Source organism: Streptococcus sp. k-163 (genome assembly GCF_013277555.1).
Taxonomy (GTDB): domain Bacteria; phylum Bacillota; class Bacilli; order Lactobacillales; family Streptococcaceae; genus Streptococcus.
On record NZ_VMND01000002.1, the window covers coordinates 1 to 17,765 of the forward strand.

Consider the following 17,765-nt stretch of genomic DNA (forward strand, 5'->3'; position numbering starts at 1 on the left):
ATCCTGTCTTCCCGATTCATTATAGAGATACCTATGTGTATCTTTTTTATTTTTAAAATTAAGAGAGAATCATTTTGGTTTTCTCTTTTTTGAATTTCAGTAATTCATTCTATAGTCATTTAGTTTTAAAAAAGCGTTTCAAACATTCAAAAAGATTTGGAACTTCCCTTGATAAATCCGTCACTTTCTTTTTCAAGAAACCTCAAGCTTGCTCAATAGGATTCAAATCTGGTGAATAAGGTGGTAGAGGTAAGAAAAATTCTTATCTTGAATGCAAAGCTCATCCAAAATGTTCTTAGGATGAAAACTAGCATTGTCCATGACAATGACATGAGGGCTCTTCAAAACAGGTAGAAGTTGCGTTTTGAACCACTCCACAAAGAAATTACTCGTCATACTTTCCTTGTAAATCATAGAAGCTATAAACTCTCCGTCTACTTGTCCTGCAACAATTGAAGTCCGCTAATCTTTTCATAGACTTTCTCCCCTCTAGGAGCCCGTGCATAAGGACGATAGAGGTAGCGGTCGACTCCTGTTTCATCAATATATACGACTGGTAAATCTTTTAGGTTATCCAAAATATCAAGAAACTCAGCGACTTTCTCTGGATTTTTTTCCTTAAAGCTAATCGTTATTTTTTAAAGTGACATGAATCTGCTTTAAAGCTGCCCATACTGAAGGAACAACACAATCAAAATGTGCCACAATTTCCCGTAAAAAAGTGTCTGGATGAGCCTCTACAAAGGCTTTCAATTCCTCTAAAGGAATCTTCCGCTTTTTGACGACTCGCTTTCTCCGCTCTAAGTGTCCTTGTTCGCGTCTTTCTTTTCCCACGTGAAGAGAGTTCTGACGCCAACATCAAAAACTTTAGTTGCTTCGACATGGCTGTATCCCTCTTTGATGTAATCTAATGCTCCTTGTTTAAAATCTGTACTATATGCAGAGTTTTATTGTAATATGCTTATTTAAAACTAAGAAACTATAAATGAGTATTAGTTTATATTATAGTTTAAATTTGCTATCACTTTGAAGGAAATAACTATAGATTCTTTTCCACCTCATGTTTTATTGTATAGTGTATTTTGCTTGCTTTGAACAGAATCTTTTATGACATTTGTCATATTTTCTAGTGACAGAAGCATCTAACTCTGCTAACTTCAAAAGACTATAATTGAAGTATGAAATGGAGGAATAAAAAAATGAAAGATAAAGTAATTGTCGCAATGAGTTTAGTAACAGCAGGAGTCATGACTTATCTAATGTTCTCAGGATTGGACGAAGGATTCTATCATTTTCCTTGGGAGCTATTTGCAGGATTTGGAATGATGTCCTGGCTTATCCGAGAAGGTTTGAAATTAGTCTCAGATGTGAAAAAGGAGTTTGAAAAATGAAAAAAGCGTTTCTCTATCTTTTTATTGGACTATCACTAGTGGTATGGTTGGTAGAAATGTTTACAGGTTGGTTTGATCAAGCCTTCCTTCACCAATTCATCCGTGGTGCCTGGGGACTAGGATTTATGATTTTTATCGCCTTTCCGGTGGGAAAGGAGTGGCTGAAAGGAGAATATCATGAACATGATTAAGGTAGAAAGCCTAAATAAAAGCATCAAGAGCAAGGCTATATTGAAAGGTATTTCCTTTGAAGTGGCAGAAGGTGAATGCGTCGCCTTGATTGGGCCCAATGGTGCTGGAAAGACCACACTCTTGGACTGTTTGCTTGGAGATAAACTGGTCACAAGTGGTCAAGTATCCATCCAAGGCTTGCCAGTGACGAGTTCTCAGTTAGACTATATTAGAGGCTACCTGCCTCAAGAAAATGTCATCGTTCAGAAATTAAAGGTCAAAGAGTTGATTTCTTTCTTTCAAAGTATTTATCCAAATCCCTTGAATAATCAGGAGATTGATCAACTATTGCAGTTTGACAAGCAACAGAAAGAGCAATTTGCAGAAAAATTGTCAGGTGGGCAAAAGCGTCTCTTCTCTTTTGTCTTGACCTTGATTGGCCGACCAAAGCTAGTCTTTTTAGATGAGCCGACTGCTGCCATGGATACTTCAACCCGTCAACGCTTTTGGGAAATTGTTCAGGAGCTAAAAGCTAAGGGAGTTACCATTCTCTATTCGTCCCATTACATCGAAGAGGTAGAACATACAGCTGACCGGATTTTGGTTTTAAATAAGGGAGAGTTGATTCGTGATACGACGCCTCTAGCTATGCGTAGTGAGGAGATTGAAAAGCATTTTATCCTTCCTCTAGCATACAAGGAAATTGTTGAGCAGTCTAACTTGGTTGAAAACTGGGTACAAAAACAAGATGCTCTGCAAGTAGTCACACGAGAGGCAAATGCTTTTTGGCAACTGTTAGTTCAAGCAGGATGTAGCATACAAGAAATCGAAGTTAATAACCGTAGTTTGCTAGATACAATCTTTGAAGAAACACAGAAGGGAGATGACTAAGATGAAACGATGGATCGCATTAAATAAAATAGAATTTCTATTGACCAAACGGCAACTAGTCTATTATTTATTATCAGTAGGGATGCCGACAGCCTTCTATTTATTCTTTTCAGGCATGTACCAGGAAACACCAGGTGGACCGGCTAATTTTATGCGCGACTACCTCATCTCCATGACAGCCTTTTCCATGATGTCAACAGCTATCTTTTCATTCCCAGTTGTTTTACATACCGACAAGATCAACAATTGGCAGAAAATAATACGTCATAGCCCTGTAAATATGGTAGAATATTATCTATCAAAGATAACAAGTATGATGGTTGATTATTTGGTCTCAATTCTGGTTGTTTTCTCAGTTGGGCATTTTGTAAGAGGTGTGGATATGTCTCTTGGAAACTGGATTGGGGCTGCGTTCTTGCTGATAGTAGGAAGTGTTGCCTTTGTAGCACTTGGCTTAACCCTGACTCTCTTGCCGTCCAGTCAGCTGATGTCTGTCGTGGGCAATCTTCTTTACTTTGGCTTGGCTGTTTTAGGCGGACTCTGGATGCCCGTCTCTTTATTTCCAGACTGGATGCAAGCAATCGGGAAGCGCCTACCAAGCTATCAGTTGATGGAATTGATCAAGACCTTCTTAAATGAGGGTGGCATCAATTTATCAGCCACAGTTTATCTACTTGTTTTTTCAGCAGTTTTGTTTGGTTTGACCATTTACCTTCAAGGTCATAAGGAGAATGCTTAATGCTTGAAAGACTGAAAAGCATACATTATATGTTCTGGGTCAGTTTAATTTTTATGATTTTCCCCATCCTGCCTGTAGTGACTGGGTGGCTTTCTGCCTGGCATTTATTGATTGATATTCTATTTGTAGTTGCGTATTTGGGTATTTTAACAACTAAGAGCCAGCGCCTATCTTGGCTTTTCTGGGGGATCATGCTGACTTATGTAGTTGGGAATACTGCCTTTGTTAATGTTAATTATATCTGGTTTTTCTTTTTCCTATCCAATCTCTTAAGTTATCATTTCAGCTTAGGTGGTTTAAAGTCTTTACATGTCTGGACTTTTCTTCTTGCTCAAGTCCTTGTTGTGGGCCAACTTTTGATTTTTCAGAGAATCGAAGTTGAGTTTCTATTCTATCTACTTGTAATTCTTGCTTTTGTCGATTTAATGACTTTTGGTTTGGTTCGGATTCGTATTGTAGAGGATTTGAAAGAAGCTCAGGCTAAGCAAAATGCCCAGATAAATCTATTGCTTGCTGAAAATGAACGTAGTCGTATCGGTCAGGACTTGCATGATAGTCTGGGACATACCTTTGCTATGCTGAGTGTCAAGACAGATTTAGCCTTGCAGTTATTTCAGATGGAGGCTTATCCACAGGTGGAAAAGGAATTAAAAGAAATTCACCAGCTCAGCAAGGATTCCATGAATGAAGTGCGAACCATTGTGGAAAATCTTAAGTCTAGAACTTTGACATCAGAACTAGAGACTGTGAAAAAGATGTTAGAAATTGCTGGAATTGAGGTGGAAACGGATAACCAACTAGATACTGCTAGCCTAACTCAGGAATTGGAGTCAACGGCTTCCATGATTTTGCTTGAATTAGTGACCAATATCATCAAACATGCTAAAGCGTCTAAAGTCTACTTGAAATTAGAACGGACAGAGAAAGAACTCGTTCTAATAGTGAGAGATGATGGCTGTGGCTTTACTTCTATAAAGGGAGATGACCTCCATACAGTTCAAGATCGTGTTCTTCCATTTTCGGGAGAAGTAAAGGTAATTAGTCAGAAACAACCGACAGAAGTTCAGGTTCGACTACCTTATAAGGAGAGAAAGTAGATGAAAGTATTAGTCGCAGAAGATCAAAGTATGTTGCGAGATGCCATGTGCCAGTTGCTGGCCTTTCAAGCAGATGTAGAGTCTGTCTTACAAGCCAAGAATGGGCAAGAAGCAATCCAACTCTTAGAAAAAGAGTCCGTAGATATCGCCATTCTTGATGTAGAGATGCCTGTTAAGACAGGCCTTGAAGTCTTGGAGTGGATACGAGCAGAAAAGCTTGAAACAAAGGTGGTTGTAGTGACGACCTTCAAGCGCTCAGGGTATTTTGAACGTGCGGTCAAGGCTGGAGTAGATGCTTATGTATTAAAAGAAAGAAACATTGCAGACCTCATGCAAACCTTGCACACCGTCCTAGAGGGACGCAAGGAGTATTCGCCTGAATTGATGGAAGTGGTGATGACACATCCCAATCCATTAACAGAACAAGAAATCGCAGTTTTAAATGGAATTGCTCAGGGCTTCTCTAACCAAGAAATTGCAGACAAACTTTATCTATCCAACGGAACCGTCCGAAATTATGTAACCAATATTCTTTCTAAACTAGATGCTGCTAATCGAACAGAGGCAGCTAATATCGCGAAAGAATCTGGTTGGTTGTGATGATATAATATTTCCCTGGACATTATGTGTTAAAAATGAAATAATTTGTAAATTGAGGAAGGGTCTTAGCTTCCTTCTTTTTGTTTCGTCCAAGGTTGTAGCAAGAGCTAAAATTAAGAATAAAAAAGAAAAATATCTTGACAACCAAGGGGAAAATTTGTTACAATAATAGACGGTACTTTTTACTTTTGGTCTCTCAAGAGTGTACAGGGACGTGCTGACAAATGTTGCAAAAGTACACACAGATGATAGCTGTCACCAAGTGTATCATCACCAAAAATAAAAAAACACAGGAGAATGTAGATGCCTACAATTAACCAATTGGTTCGCAAACCGCGTAAATCAAAAGTAGAAAAATCTAAATCACCAGCTTTGAACGTTGGTTACAACAGTCATAAAAAAGTTCAAACAAACGTTTCTTCACCACAAAAACGTGGTGTTGCAACTCGTGTTGGAACAATGACACCTAAAAAACCTAACTCAGCCCTTCGTAAATTCGCTCGTGTACGTTTGAGCAACCTTATCGAAGTTACTGCCTACATCCCAGGTATCGGACACAACTTGCAAGAACACAGCGTAGTTCTTCTTCGTGGTGGACGTGTAAAAGACCTTCCAGGGGTACGTTACCATATCGTCCGTGGTGCACTTGATACTGCAGGTGTTAACGATCGTAAACAAGGCCGTTCTAAATACGGTACTAAACGTCCAAAAGCATAAGGAAAGGGGATAAAGAGAAATGAGTCGTAAAAATAGAGCTCCAAAACGTGACGTATTGCCAGATCCGCTTTACAATTCACAACTAGTTACTCGTCTTATCAACCGCGTTATGCTTGATGGTAAACGTGGTACAGCTGCTTCAATCGTTTACGGTGCTTTTGAGCAAATCAAAGAAGCTACTGGTAACGATGCACTTGAAGTATTTGAAACAGCTATGGAAAACATCATGCCTGTACTTGAAGTACGTGCACGTCGTGTCGGTGGTTCTAACTACCAAGTCCCAGTTGAAGTTCGTCCAGAACGTCGTACAACACTTGGACTTCGTTGGTTGGTAACAATCGCTCGTCTTCGTGGTGAACACACAATGCAAGACCGTCTTGCAAAAGAAATCTTAGATGCTGCTAACAACACTGGTGCAGCTGTTAAGAAACGTGAAGACACTCACCGTATGGCTGAAGCTAACCGCGCATTCGCACACTTCCGTTGGTAAGATTAAGATACTAAGGGCGTTAAAAAAGCGACTGAAAATTAGGAAGCTTGACGAAGAATCGAAGATTCTAGGAGAGCTTATCTATTTTCCAAGCTTTTAGCCCGGGTTCAAATTAGCTAAATCGATTAGTATTAGCTATAACTCAACTTACCAGCTCGTAAGTTGAAACCAACAATAGCATGAAAACATTGAGAACGGGTAGGTCCTGCCTATCCGTTTTTATTAAAATCATGTTATAATAGAATAGAAATCAAAAATAAATAGGAGAAACAAACCTCATGGCACGCGAATTTTCACTTGAAAAAACTCGTAATATCGGTATCATGGCTCACGTCGATGCTGGTAAAACAACAACTACTGAGCGTATTCTTTACTACACTGGTAAAATCCACAAAATCGGTGAAACTCACGAAGGTGCGTCACAAATGGACTGGATGGAGCAAGAGCAAGAGCGTGGTATCACTATCACATCTGCTGCAACAACAGCTCAATGGAACAACCACCGCGTAAACATCATCGACACACCAGGACACGTGGACTTCACAATCGAAGTACAACGTTCTCTTCGTGTATTGGATGGTGCGGTTACCGTTCTTGACTCGCAATCAGGTGTTGAGCCTCAAACTGAAACAGTTTGGCGTCAAGCAACTGAGTACGGAGTTCCACGTATTGTATTTGCTAACAAAATGGACAAAATCGGTGCGGACTTCCTTTACTCTGTAAGCACACTTCACGATCGTCTTCAAGCAAATGCACACCCAATCCAATTGCCAATCGGTTCTGAAGATGACTTCCGTGGTATCATTGACTTGATCAAGATGAAAGCTGAAATCTATACTAACGACCTTGGTACAGATATCCTTGAAGAAGACATCCCAGCTGAATACCTTGACCAAGCTCAAGAATACCGTGAAAAATTGATCGAAGCAGTTGCTGAAACTGACGAAGAATTGATGATGAAATACCTCGAAGGTGAAGAAATCACCAACGAAGAATTGAAAGCTGGTATCCGTAAAGCGACTATCAATGTTGAATTCTTCCCAGTATTGTGTGGTTCTGCCTTCAAGAACAAAGGTGTTCAATTGATGCTTGATGCAGTTATTGACTACCTTCCAAGCCCACTTGATATCCCAGCTATCAAAGGTATTAACCCAGATACAGACGCTGAAGAAACTCGTCCAGCATCTGACGAAGAGCCATTTGCAGCTCTTGCCTTCAAGATCATGACTGATCCATTCGTAGGTCGTTTGACATTCTTCCGTGTTTACTCAGGTGTGCTTCAATCAGGTTCATACGTATTGAACACTTCTAAAGGTAAACGTGAACGTATCGGACGTATCCTTCAAATGCACGCTAACAGCCGTCAAGAAATCGACACTGTTTACTCAGGTGATATCGCTGCTGCCGTTGGTTTGAAAGATACTACTACTGGTGACTCATTGACAGATGAAAAAGCTAAAATCATCCTTGAGTCAATCAACGTTCCAGAACCAGTTATCCAATTGATGGTTGAGCCAAAATCTAAAGCTGACCAAGATAAGATGGGTATCGCCCTTCAAAAATTGGCTGAAGAAGATCCAACATTCCGCGTTGAAACAAACGTTGAAACTGGTGAAACAGTTATCTCAGGTATGGGTGAGCTTCACCTTGACGTCCTTGTTGACCGTATGCGTCGTGAGTTCAAAGTTGAAGCGAACGTAGGTGCTCCTCAAGTATCTTACCGTGAAACATTCCGCGCTTCTACTCAAGCACGTGGATTCTTCAAACGTCAGTCTGGTGGTAAAGGTCAATTCGGTGATGTATGGATTGAATTTACTCCAAACGAAGAAGGTAAAGGCTTCGAATTTGAAAACGCAATCGTCGGTGGTGTGGTTCCTCGTGAATTTATCCCAGCGGTTGAAAAAGGTTTGGTAGAATCTATGGCTAACGGTGTTCTTGCAGGTTACCCAATGGTTGACGTTAAAGCTAAGCTTTACGATGGTTCATACCATGATGTCGACTCATCTGAAACTGCCTTCAAGATCGCGGCTTCACTTGCCCTTAAAGAAGCTGCTAAATCAGCACAACCAGCTATCCTTGAGCCAATGATGCTTGTAACTATCACTGTTCCAGAAGAAAACCTTGGTGATGTTATGGGTCACGTAACTGCTCGTCGTGGACGTGTGGATGGTATGGAAGCACACGGTAACAGCCAAATCGTTCGTGCTTACGTTCCACTTGCTGAAATGTTCGGTTATGCAACAGTTCTTCGTTCTGCATCTCAAGGACGTGGTACATTCATGATGGTATTTGACCACTACGAAGATGTACCTAAGTCAGTACAAGAAGAAATCATTAAGAAAAACAAAGGTGAAGACTAATTAGTCCTCCCTCTAGAAGGAAGTCACTTAGTGGCTTCCTTTTGTCTTTAGAAAATACCTCTAAATATGGTAAAATAGTAGAAGAATAATGTGAGGAAAATGAATGTCAAATAGTTTTGAAATTTTGATGAATCAACTGGGGATGCCTGCTGAAATGAGACAGGCTCCTGCTTTATCACAGGCTGATATTGAGCGAGTTGTGGTTCATAAAATTAGTAAGGTATGGGAGTTTCATTTCGTATTTTCTAATATTTTACCGATTGAAATCTTTTTAGAATTAAAGAAAGGTTTGAGCGAAGAATTTTCTAAGACAGGTAATAAAGCTGTTTTCGAAATCAAAGCTCTGTCCCAAGAATTTTCAAATCAACTCTTGCAGTCCTACTATAGGGAGGCTTTCTCTGAGGGGCCATGTTCTAGCCAAGGTTTTAAGTCCCTTTACCAGAATCTGCAAGTTCGTGCGGAGGGCAATCAACTCTTTATTGAAGGCTCTGAGGCGATTGATAAGGAACATTTTAAGAAGAATCATCTTCCTAACTTAGCGAAACAACTTGAAAAGTTTGGTTTTCCAACTTTTAACTGTCAGGTCGAGAAGAATGATGTTCTGACTCAAGAGCAAGAAGAAGCCTTTCATGCGGAAAATGAGCAGATTGTTCAAGCTGCCAATGAGGAAGCGCTACGTGCTATGGAGCAACTGGAACAGATGGCACCTCCTCCAGCGGAAGAGAAACCAGCCTTTGATTTTCAAGCGAAAAAAGCTGTAGCCAAACCCAAGCTGGACAAGGCGGAGATTACTCCTATGATAGAAGTGACGACGGAGGAAAACCGTCTGGTCTTTGAGGGGGTTATTTTTGATGTGGAGCAAAAAGTGACCAGAACAGGGCGTGTTTTGATCAACTTTAAAATGACGGACTACACTTCAAGTTTTTCTATGCAAAAGTGGGTTAAAAATGAGGAAGAGGCCCAGAAATTTGACCTCATTAAGAAGAATTCTTGGCTCCGAGTGCGTGGAAATGTGGAGATGAATAACTTCACACGCGATTTGACTATGAACGTGCAGGATGTGCAGGAAGTTGTTCACTATGAGCGGAAGGATTTGATGCCAGAAGGCGAGCGTCGAGTTGAGTTTCATGCTCATACTAACATGTCGACTATGGATGCTTTATCAGAGGTCGAAGAAATCGTTGCGACAGCTGCTAAGTGGGGACACAAGGCGGTTGCCATCACCGACCATGGGAATGTCCAGTCTTTCCCACACGGCTATAAGGCTGCCAAGAAAGTGGGAATCCAGCTAATCTATGGGATGGAAGCCAATATCGTTGAGGACCGTGTCCCTATCGTCTATAACGAAGTGGAGATGGACTTGTCGGAAGCGACCTACGTGGTCTTTGACGTGGAAACGACGGGGCTTTCAGCTATCTATAATGATTTGATTCAGGTTGCGGCTTCTAAGATGTACAAGGGGAATGTCATTGCTGAATTTGATGAATTTATCAATCCTGGGCATCCCTTGTCAGCTTTTACTACTGAGTTGACTGGAATTACAGACGATCATGTCAAAAATGCCAAACCACTGGAACAAGTTCTGCAAGAATTCCAAGAGTTTTGCAAGGATACAGTCTTAGTTGCCCATAATGCTACCTTTGACGTTGGCTTTATGAATGCCAACTATGAACGTCATGGTCTGCCAAAGATTAGTCAGCCAGTGATTGATACGCTGGAGTTTGCTAGAAATCTATATCCTGAGTTTAAACGTCATGGTCTGGGACCGTTGACCAAGCGTTTTGGTGTGGCCTTAGAACATCACCACATGGCCAATTACGATGCGGAAGCTACTGGTCGTCTGCTCTTTATTTTTATCAAAGAAGTAGCAGAAAAACATGGTGTGACCAATCTAGCTAGACTCAACATTGATTTGATTAGTCCAGATTCTTATAAAAAAGCTCGAATCAAGCATGCGACTATTTATGTCAAGAATCAGGTAGGTTTAAAAAATATCTTTAAACTGGTTTCTTTGTCCAATACCAAGTACTTTGAAGGGGTACCACGGATTCCGAGAACGGTTCTAGATGCCCATCGAGAGGGCTTGATTTTAGGATCAGCCTGTGCAGAAGGTGAAGTTTTTGATGCAGTCGTTTCTCAAGGTGTGGATGCGGCGGTTGAGGTGGCCAAGTATTATGACTTTATCGAGGTCATGCCACCAGCTATCTATGCTCCCTTGATTGCCAAGGAGCAGGTCAAGGATATGGAGGAGCTCCAGACTATTATCAAGAGTTTGATAGAGGTTGGAGACCGCCTTGGTAAGCCCGTTTTGGCTACGGGAAATGTCCACTATATCGAACCAGAAGAAGAGATTTACCGCGAAATTATTGTCCGTAGTTTGGGACAGGGTGCTATGATTAACCGGACCATCGGTCACGGTGAACATGCCCAACCAGCTCCTCTTCCCAAGGCTCATTTTAGAACGACTAATGAAATGTTGGATGAATTTGCATTCTTGGGAGAGGAACTGGCTCGTAAATTGGTTATTGAAAATACCAATGCCTTAGCAGAAATCTTTGAACCCGTTGAGGTTGTTAAGGGTGACTTGTACACGCCTTTCATCGATAAGGCTGAAGAAACGGTTGCTGAATTGACCTATAAGAAAGCTTTTGAAATTTATGGAAATCCGCTACCAGATATTGTTGATTTGCGAATTGAAAAGGAACTAACTTCTATTCTGGGGAATGGATTTGCTGTGATTTACCTGGCTTCCCAGATGCTGGTGCAACGTTCCAATGAACGGGGTTACTTGGTGGGTTCTCGTGGATCTGTCGGATCTAGTTTCGTTGCGACCATGATTGGGATTACAGAAGTCAATCCTCTCTCTCCTCACTATGTCTGTGGTCAGTGTCAGTACAGTGAGTTTATCACAGATGGTTCGTACGGTTCAGGATTTGATATGCCCAATAAGGACTGTCCAAACTGTGGTCACAAACTCAGCAAAAATGGGCAAGATATTCCTTTTGAAACCTTCCTTGGTTTTGATGGGGATAAGGTTCCCGATATTGACTTGAACTTCTCGGGAGAAGACCAGCCTAGCGCCCACTTGGATGTGCGTGATATCTTTGGTGAAGAATATGCCTTCCGTGCAGGAACGGTTGGTACGGTGGCTGCTAAGACTGCCTATGGATTTGTCAAGGGCTATGAGAGAGATTATGGCAAGTTTTATCGTGATGCAGAGGTGGAACGCCTCGCTCAAGGTGCAGCTGGTGTCAAGCGGACGACGGGACAACACCCGGGGGGGATCGTTGTTATTCCTAACTACATGGATGTCTACGATTTTACGCCTGTCCAATATCCAGCAGATGACGTGACGGCTGAATGGCAAACGACTCACTTTAACTTCCACGATATCGATGAGAACGTCCTCAAACTCGATGTACTGGGACACGATGATCCGACCATGATTCGGAAACTTCAGGATTTGTCTGGGATTGACCCTAATGAAATTCCTATGGATGACGAAGGCGTGATGGCCCTCTTTTCTGGGACGGCTGTGTTAGGGGTAACACCTGAGCAAATCGGAACGCCTACGGGCATGCTGGGGATTCCAGAGTTTGGAACCAACTTTGTTCGAGGGATGGTCGATGAAACCCATCCGACGACTTTTGCAGAATTGCTTCAGCTGTCTGGTTTGTCCCACGGTACCGATGTGTGGTTGGGAAATGCCCAAGATTTGATCAAGCAAGGAATAGCGGACCTATCGACTGTTATCGGTTGTCGGGACGACATCATGGTTTACCTCATGCATGCGGGTCTGGAGCCTAAGATGGCCTTTACCATCATGGAACGGGTACGTAAGGGCTTGTGGCTCAAGATTTCAGAAGAGGAACGCAATGGCTACATCGAAGCTATGAAGGCTAATAAGGTGCCAGAGTGGTATATCGAGTCTTGTGGGAAAATTAAGTACATGTTCCCTAAAGCCCATGCGGCAGCCTACGTTATGATGGCCTTGCGTGTAGCCTACTTCAAGGTTCACCATCCGATTTATTATTACTGTGCTTACTTCTCTATCCGCGCCAAGGCTTTTGATATCAAGACCATGGGTGCGGGCTTGGATGCTATCAAGCGCAGAATGGAAGAAATCTCTGAAAAACGGAAGAACAATGAGGCCTCTAATGTGGAGATTGACCTCTATACAACTCTTGAGATTGTTAATGAAATGTGGGAACGTGGTTTCAAGTTTGGGAAGTTAGACCTTTACCGTAGTGATGCGACTGAATTCATCATTGACGGAGATACACTGATTCCACCATTTGTCGCTATGGATGGTCTGGGAGAGAACGTTGCTAAGCAGTTGGTGCGAGCGCGTGAAGAGGGAGAATTCCTCTCTAAAACAGAACTACGCAAACGTGGTGGACTCTCATCAACCTTGGTTGAAAAGATGGATGAAATGGGGATTCTGGGCAATATGCCAGAGGATAACCAGCTGAGTTTGTTTGATGATTTGTTTTAAAAAAAATTAACAGACGGACAAATATTGTCCATCTGTTTTGTTATACTTATAGTACAAAAGAAAAAGAGGTTTAAATGATGAACAATACAGGATTAGATAACAAATATCAATTTAAAAATTTTCTAGAAAAAGATGGTAATACTTTCGCAAAGAACGGGGCTGTAGCTATAGTAGAAAACTTAGGATTACAATATAATCCCCTTTATATTTATGGGGAATCAGGTTCAGGAAAAACACATCTCCTGCAAGCTATTGGTAATAAGGTTCTTGAGAATAATCCAGAAAAACGAGTAAAATACATTTCTGCTGAAAACTTATTGGAAAATGAGCTAGAAATACAAAAAGTTAGAAGTGAGGAGTTTGATCTCCTAATCGTTGATGATATCCAGATATTGGGAGAAAAAGATGATATGATTCAAGAAAAATTCTTTAATCTTTTTAATTCTCTACATGTTAAGGATAAGCAAATTGTTTTATCTAGTGACTCTGAACCAGATCAATTGAAAAATGTTCAATCTCGTTTGATTGTTCGTTTTAAGTGGGGAATGACAGTGTGTCTAAGATCGCTTGAAGATTAACAAAAAGGACTTCAAATGAATGATCAAGAGAGATTACTAACCATCTTTTTACGCTTACAGTTTGGGACTCCGTTAGGAAAAAAGCAACTGGTTCAGGAATTTGAGGTTAGTGAAAAGACGATCCAGAGAGATTTTTCGCTACTCCGTGATATTTTATCTAGTAACACCAGTTATAGTGGAGATTTGCTTTATAACCGTAAGACGAATAAGTATTGTTTAGCAAGTAAGTCAGTTTTTAATAAAAAGGATATTCTCGTTATTTCAAAGATTTTATTGGAAAATCGAGCACTGAATCGGTCAGAAATTGATAGCTTACTAAAAAATTTACTGGTCTTAGTTCCCCGTGATGATCAGAAAGAAATTGAACAGATTATTGGTAGTGAAAAGCTTAATTATGCTCCCTTAACGGATCAGCAAAATAGAATAGAGAAAATATGGAATTTATCAGAAGCTATTTTGCATGAACAGGTTCTAGATATTATCTATCAAAAACCTTATTCTGAGTCTTCTAAGAGGCAGACTGTTTTACCAGTCTCTCTTTACTATGATAGTCATTATTTCTATCTGGTTGTTTACCAGTTGAAATATGCTACTTATATTACTTTAAGAGTAGACCGTATCCAGTCATGGTCTCTTAGTGGTATAGAGAAACCCTCTATTTCTTATCGAGATAGATTTAGAGATGGCGACATTCGTAACGAGAGAGTGGATGCTTTTATCGGGAAGAAAATCAGTATTGAAATCGAGTACTTGTACGATCCGACTATTGTGATGGATCAATTTCCAAATGCAAAAATAGTTGGGAAAAATGGCGATTGGACTCATTTTCAGTTTGAAAGTCAGCATACACCGGGGCTTAAACGCTGGTTACTGGGACAAGGGGAAGCAGTTACTGTTTTGTCTCCTCGGATTTTAGTAGAGGATATGAAGCAGACAGTTCAAGAAATGATAGATAAATATAGATGAGGATAAAATGACTATTCAATTTACTTCTAAAAAGGTTGGAGAACTATTGAAAGAAGGGGATTTACGGATTCCTTCTTATCAAAGACCATATAAATGGAACAGAAAACATATCCGTAATCTTTTTTATGATTTACGAGATGCTATGGGGAAAAAGGAATATCAGATTGGTTCCGTTATCTTGCATGAAAATGATGGATACTTAGATAATGTTAGATACTTAGATATTGTCGATGGACAGCAACGGCTAATTTCTATTTCCTTGTTTCTTCATTTATTAGATGATTTAGGGAATTATAAGGGTGCGAATCAACTGCTGAGTGCTGAATTTGGAGAGCTATCTTGCTATCATGCGAGTGAAAATTATAATGAGTGGGAAAATTTAACACAATTGGTTGGAGGAAATCAGGCAAAAGACATTTGCAATTTTTTATTGGAAAATTGTTCTGTCTCCGTGATTACTATGCCACAGGAACGATTATCAGAGGCCTTTCAGTTATTTGATTCTCAGAATAATCGTGGAAAATCTTTAGAACCTCATGATTTACTCAAAGCCTATCATCTGCGCAAGCAAGATTCAGAAGATGAAAAGATTGTTGAAAAGTGGGAGCAATTTGTAGAAGATAAAGATTTAAGTCTCAAAGAGTTGTTTGATAAACATCTTTTTCGTATGAGACGTTGGTCGCGAGGAGAGACAGGATTGACAAACAAGCGTTATGGTTCTTATCTCCGTTTTACAGAGGATTTTATTGACGATTTTAAAGGTGTTGATTTGAATCAGAACTTCCCATATCTAGAATTGTATCGTCATATTGAAAATCTCCCCATGTCAATTACTATGCCAATCATTGATGGAAGTAAATTTTTTGAGTATATTGAATCGGCCCATGAAACTATTAGAGTTCATAAAAAATTTTTAAATGAAGAGTTAGGATTTTCTGATGAACCTGAAGGGGAAGAAAAAAATCTAGCTTATCCAGAAGGTATGTCAAACATTTACAATAGCTCAAAAGGACGCTACCTCAAGTGTCACAATATATTCTTAAATATTTGTTCACTTTTTGCAGAGAGATTTGGAAAAGATGAGCTATCAAAGGAGATAGTAGAGACCTTGTTTATTTGGTCTTATTACCCACGAGTTAAGTCTAAAGCTATATATGATGCAACGGTAGGGAAATACGCCGCTGGTGGAAGTTTTAGACAAAAAGAGACTCAAAAGTTATTTCAACTTTTATCCCATGCTGTTACTCCGAATGATTTCATGATCAAGATAGATAGAGAATTATTTGAAAATTATACTGTGGACAAGATTATAGAAGAGGAAAAAGATAAATGGTAGAAACACATATAAGCTTATCAGTTAATCGTTTGTTAAATGAAGATACCTATGCTATTCCTCTTTATCAGAGAAATTTTGCTTGGACTTATAATGAAATCGAGCAGTTATTGAATGACGTAGCAGATGCTTTTCAAGAAAATAGAGACAATTATTATATTGGAACATTAGTCGTTAATAAAGAGAATGATATTTTCAAAATCATAGATGGGCAACAACGAACAACAGCCCTTAATTTGATTGCCTTAGCTTTGAAGCATGAGTTTGGTTTTGATAGATTGAAAGCTGTCAATCTTACCTTCCCAGCTAGGAAGAAATCAAATAAGAATATTCAAAAGCTATTTACCAAGAAAAAAATTTTAGAGGGTGATGAAAATGAACTGACTAGAGGCTACGGACATGCTAAAGACGCATTGAAAAAAGTGCTAGAGGAGCGCCAGCTTAATCCTCAGTTTTTCGTTGACTATCTTTTTGAGAATGTCATCATTTTTCGGAGTATACTTCCTGAGGATTTAGATTTGAATCTTTATTTCGAACGTTTCAATTCTCGAGGAGAACAACTAGAGGCTCATGAGATTCTTAAGGCGCAAATGATGGCTAAGTTCGGTACAGATCAAGAAATGGCGCAAAAGTTTGCAAGGATTTGGGATGCCTGTGCAGAGTTTGATAAGCCGGTAGCAAGTCAGTTTAAGATACGACGGAAGAGAGCAGATGACTTTCAAGAACGTGAACGTATTTTTGGATGGCATTTTACAAATTATTCATTTCATAATATTTATAATGATATTGATTTTCATCAAAATGAAAGAAGAAAGTTATCAGATATATTAGGAAAAAAGATAAATGAAAAAAATATAGAAGTAGAAAAAGACTTTGGCGATTATACTACAATCATTGACTTTCCAACATTCTTACTCCATGTATTGGCAATTGCGGAAGGTAAGAAGACTGATGAGATTCAACTAGATGATAAGAAACTCTTAGCACTATTTAATATAAAAAATAAAGATAAAACTTGGGTTATTGAATTTAGTGAATTTCTTCTTAGAATAAAACACATTTTCGATAATTACATCGTTAGAAATTCGAATATGGACTCTTCAAGTAGAAATAAGGATGAATGGTTTTTACAGAAGGGGACTTATTATGAATATCAACCAAATGGAAAATCTAAAGAGCATTATATAGTAGAAGAACGTTTTACTAATAATACGTTTTCGGATTCGGAAATTAACCAAAACATCATTCTTCTCCAATCCATGTTTGCTGTGACCTTTACTGCTAATCGTGATAGTCGTTGGTTATATGAAATCTTGCAATTCTTGTTTAACCATATTGAAGAGTTAAATCAAGCAGAATTTGCTAGTCTGTTTAAGGATTTTCTTGAGAAAATGGCAGTGAGATATGCTGAGGAAAGATTGTTTACTGAAGAAAAAAGTATCAAAAAATATGGTGCAATTCCTGTTTATGCTTTTAACTTTGTAGATTATGTTTTATGGAAAAATCGTGCTGAATTAGAGAAAGAGTACAAGGATATTAATTTTGATCATTTCAAATTTGCATATCGTCGCTCCATAGAGCATTGGTATCCTCAGAATCCAAATGGACATGATGGAGAGAGCCAATTACCTGTTGAGTTTTTACATTCCTTTGGCAACCTTTGTATTACTACCGATAGTCAGAACTCCAGGTTTGGCAACTCCTATCCAGAGGCTAAATTAGAACAATGGGAAAGAGAAGGGATATTCCATCGTCAGAGTTTAAAATTACAGATGATGGCAAAGATAACTTCTAAAAAAAATAGATGGGATATTGGTGAGATTCAATCTATGGAAAAAGAAGTGGAAAGGTATGTACAAAATTTTTGTAATAGCTAATTAAAACAAGCTTCAGTAAGCTTGTTTTTTAAAATACCAATATATGTGATATACTAGAAA

General features: G+C 39.4%; 14 protein-coding genes and 1 pseudogene. 14 read left to right on the top strand and 1 reads right to left on the bottom strand.

The features are described from left to right. Window positions 1-115: 115 nt before the first annotated feature. Window positions 116-902, bottom strand: a pseudogene (locus HT731_RS09290) (IS630 family transposase). Window positions 903-1,199: 297 nt separating this feature from the next. On the opposite strand from HT731_RS09290, the gene HT731_RS00295 reads away from it, so the two are divergent. From HT731_RS00295 to HT731_RS00360, 14 genes are all read left to right on the top strand, one after another. Beyond that, the gene (locus HT731_RS00295) at window positions 1,200-1,391 is read left to right on the top strand and encodes a hypothetical protein (protein WP_033679606.1); all 192 of its coding nucleotides are present in this window, start codon (window positions 1,200-1,202) and stop codon (window positions 1,389-1,391) included. Then, on the top strand, window positions 1,388-1,582 hold the full coding sequence (locus HT731_RS00300; protein WP_173277140.1) for a hypothetical protein: 195 nt from the start codon (window positions 1,388-1,390) through the stop codon (window positions 1,580-1,582). Before HT731_RS00295 ends, HT731_RS00300 begins: the two co-directional genes overlap by 4 nt. Further along, window positions 1,569-2,453: an ABC transporter ATP-binding protein gene (locus HT731_RS00305; RefSeq protein ID WP_140833270.1), complete on the top strand. Its 885-nt coding sequence runs from the start codon at window positions 1,569-1,571 to the stop codon at window positions 2,451-2,453. Before HT731_RS00300 ends, HT731_RS00305 begins: the two co-directional genes overlap by 14 nt. 1 nt (window position 2,454) lies before the next feature. Next, on the top strand, window positions 2,455-3,192 hold the full coding sequence (locus HT731_RS00310) for an ABC transporter permease (protein ID WP_173277142.1): 738 nt from the start codon (window positions 2,455-2,457) through the stop codon (window positions 3,190-3,192). Beyond that, window positions 3,192-4,289: a sensor histidine kinase gene (locus tag HT731_RS00315; RefSeq protein ID WP_173277144.1), complete on the top strand. Its 1,098-nt coding sequence runs from the start codon at window positions 3,192-3,194 to the stop codon at window positions 4,287-4,289. Before HT731_RS00310 ends, HT731_RS00315 begins: the two co-directional genes overlap by 1 nt. Beyond that, window positions 4,290-4,889: a response regulator transcription factor gene (locus tag HT731_RS00320; RefSeq protein WP_033679613.1), complete on the top strand. Its 600-nt coding sequence runs from the start codon at window positions 4,290-4,292 to the stop codon at window positions 4,887-4,889. It begins immediately after the preceding gene. Between the two features lie 303 nt (window positions 4,890-5,192). Then, the gene (gene rpsL / locus HT731_RS00325) at window positions 5,193-5,606 is read left to right on the top strand and encodes a 30S ribosomal protein S12 (protein ID WP_001142332.1); all 414 of its coding nucleotides are present in this window, start codon (window positions 5,193-5,195) and stop codon (window positions 5,604-5,606) included. A gap of 19 nt (window positions 5,607-5,625) precedes the next feature. Continuing rightward, entirely contained in the window at window positions 5,626-6,096 is a 471-nt protein-coding gene (gene rpsG, locus HT731_RS00330; RefSeq protein ID WP_000087873.1) for a 30S ribosomal protein S7, read from the top strand. A 278-nt stretch (window positions 6,097-6,374) separates the two neighbouring features. Further along, window positions 6,375-8,456: an elongation factor G gene (gene fusA / locus HT731_RS00335; RefSeq protein WP_000090345.1), complete on the top strand. Its 2,082-nt coding sequence runs from the start codon at window positions 6,375-6,377 to the stop codon at window positions 8,454-8,456. Between the two features lie 103 nt (window positions 8,457-8,559). Further along, window positions 8,560-12,951, top strand: coding sequence for a PolC-type DNA polymerase III (locus tag HT731_RS00340; protein ID WP_173277148.1), 4,392 nt, complete (start codon window positions 8,560-8,562; stop codon window positions 12,949-12,951). A gap of 74 nt (window positions 12,952-13,025) precedes the next feature. Continuing rightward, complete coding sequence (locus tag HT731_RS00345) at window positions 13,026-13,529, top strand: DnaA/Hda family protein (RefSeq protein WP_173277150.1); 504 nt, start codon at window positions 13,026-13,028, stop codon at window positions 13,527-13,529. A gap of 15 nt (window positions 13,530-13,544) precedes the next feature. Beyond that, on the top strand, window positions 13,545-14,495 hold the full coding sequence (locus HT731_RS00350) for a WYL domain-containing protein (RefSeq protein WP_173277152.1): 951 nt from the start codon (window positions 13,545-13,547) through the stop codon (window positions 14,493-14,495). 7 nt (window positions 14,496-14,502) lie between these two features. Then, window positions 14,503-15,831 (top strand): DUF262 domain-containing protein, encoded by a 1,329-nt coding sequence (locus tag HT731_RS00355; protein WP_000155162.1) that lies wholly within the window; start codon window positions 14,503-14,505, stop codon window positions 15,829-15,831. Continuing rightward, window positions 15,825-17,705, top strand: a complete 1,881-nt coding sequence (locus HT731_RS00360; protein ID WP_173277154.1) for a DUF262 domain-containing protein — start codon at window positions 15,825-15,827, stop codon at window positions 17,703-17,705. The genes HT731_RS00355 and HT731_RS00360 overlap by 7 nt, the downstream gene beginning before the upstream one ends. Window positions 17,706-17,765: the final 60 nt, after the last annotated feature.

Coding starts and splice junctions, on each gene's coding strand:
- HT731_RS00295 (WP_033679606.1), top strand. CDS start 1,200: ATGAAAGATAAAGTAATTGTCGCAATGAGTTTAGTAACAGCAGGAGTC.
- HT731_RS00300 (WP_173277140.1), top strand. CDS start 1,388: ATGAAAAAAGCGTTTCTCTATCTTTTTATTGGACTATCACTAGTGGTA.
- HT731_RS00305 (WP_140833270.1), top strand. CDS start 1,569: ATGAACATGATTAAGGTAGAAAGCCTAAATAAAAGCATCAAGAGCAAG.
- HT731_RS00310 (WP_173277142.1), top strand. CDS start 2,455: ATGAAACGATGGATCGCATTAAATAAAATAGAATTTCTATTGACCAAA.
- HT731_RS00315 (WP_173277144.1), top strand. CDS start 3,192: ATGCTTGAAAGACTGAAAAGCATACATTATATGTTCTGGGTCAGTTTA.
- HT731_RS00320 (WP_033679613.1), top strand. CDS start 4,290: ATGAAAGTATTAGTCGCAGAAGATCAAAGTATGTTGCGAGATGCCATG.
- rpsL (WP_001142332.1), top strand. CDS start 5,193: ATGCCTACAATTAACCAATTGGTTCGCAAACCGCGTAAATCAAAAGTA.
- rpsG (WP_000087873.1), top strand. CDS start 5,626: ATGAGTCGTAAAAATAGAGCTCCAAAACGTGACGTATTGCCAGATCCG.
- fusA (WP_000090345.1), top strand. CDS start 6,375: ATGGCACGCGAATTTTCACTTGAAAAAACTCGTAATATCGGTATCATG.
- HT731_RS00340 (WP_173277148.1), top strand. CDS start 8,560: ATGTCAAATAGTTTTGAAATTTTGATGAATCAACTGGGGATGCCTGCT.
- HT731_RS00345 (WP_173277150.1), top strand. CDS start 13,026: ATGATGAACAATACAGGATTAGATAACAAATATCAATTTAAAAATTTT.
- HT731_RS00350 (WP_173277152.1), top strand. CDS start 13,545: ATGAATGATCAAGAGAGATTACTAACCATCTTTTTACGCTTACAGTTT.
- HT731_RS00355 (WP_000155162.1), top strand. CDS start 14,503: ATGACTATTCAATTTACTTCTAAAAAGGTTGGAGAACTATTGAAAGAA.
- HT731_RS00360 (WP_173277154.1), top strand. CDS start 15,825: ATGGTAGAAACACATATAAGCTTATCAGTTAATCGTTTGTTAAATGAA.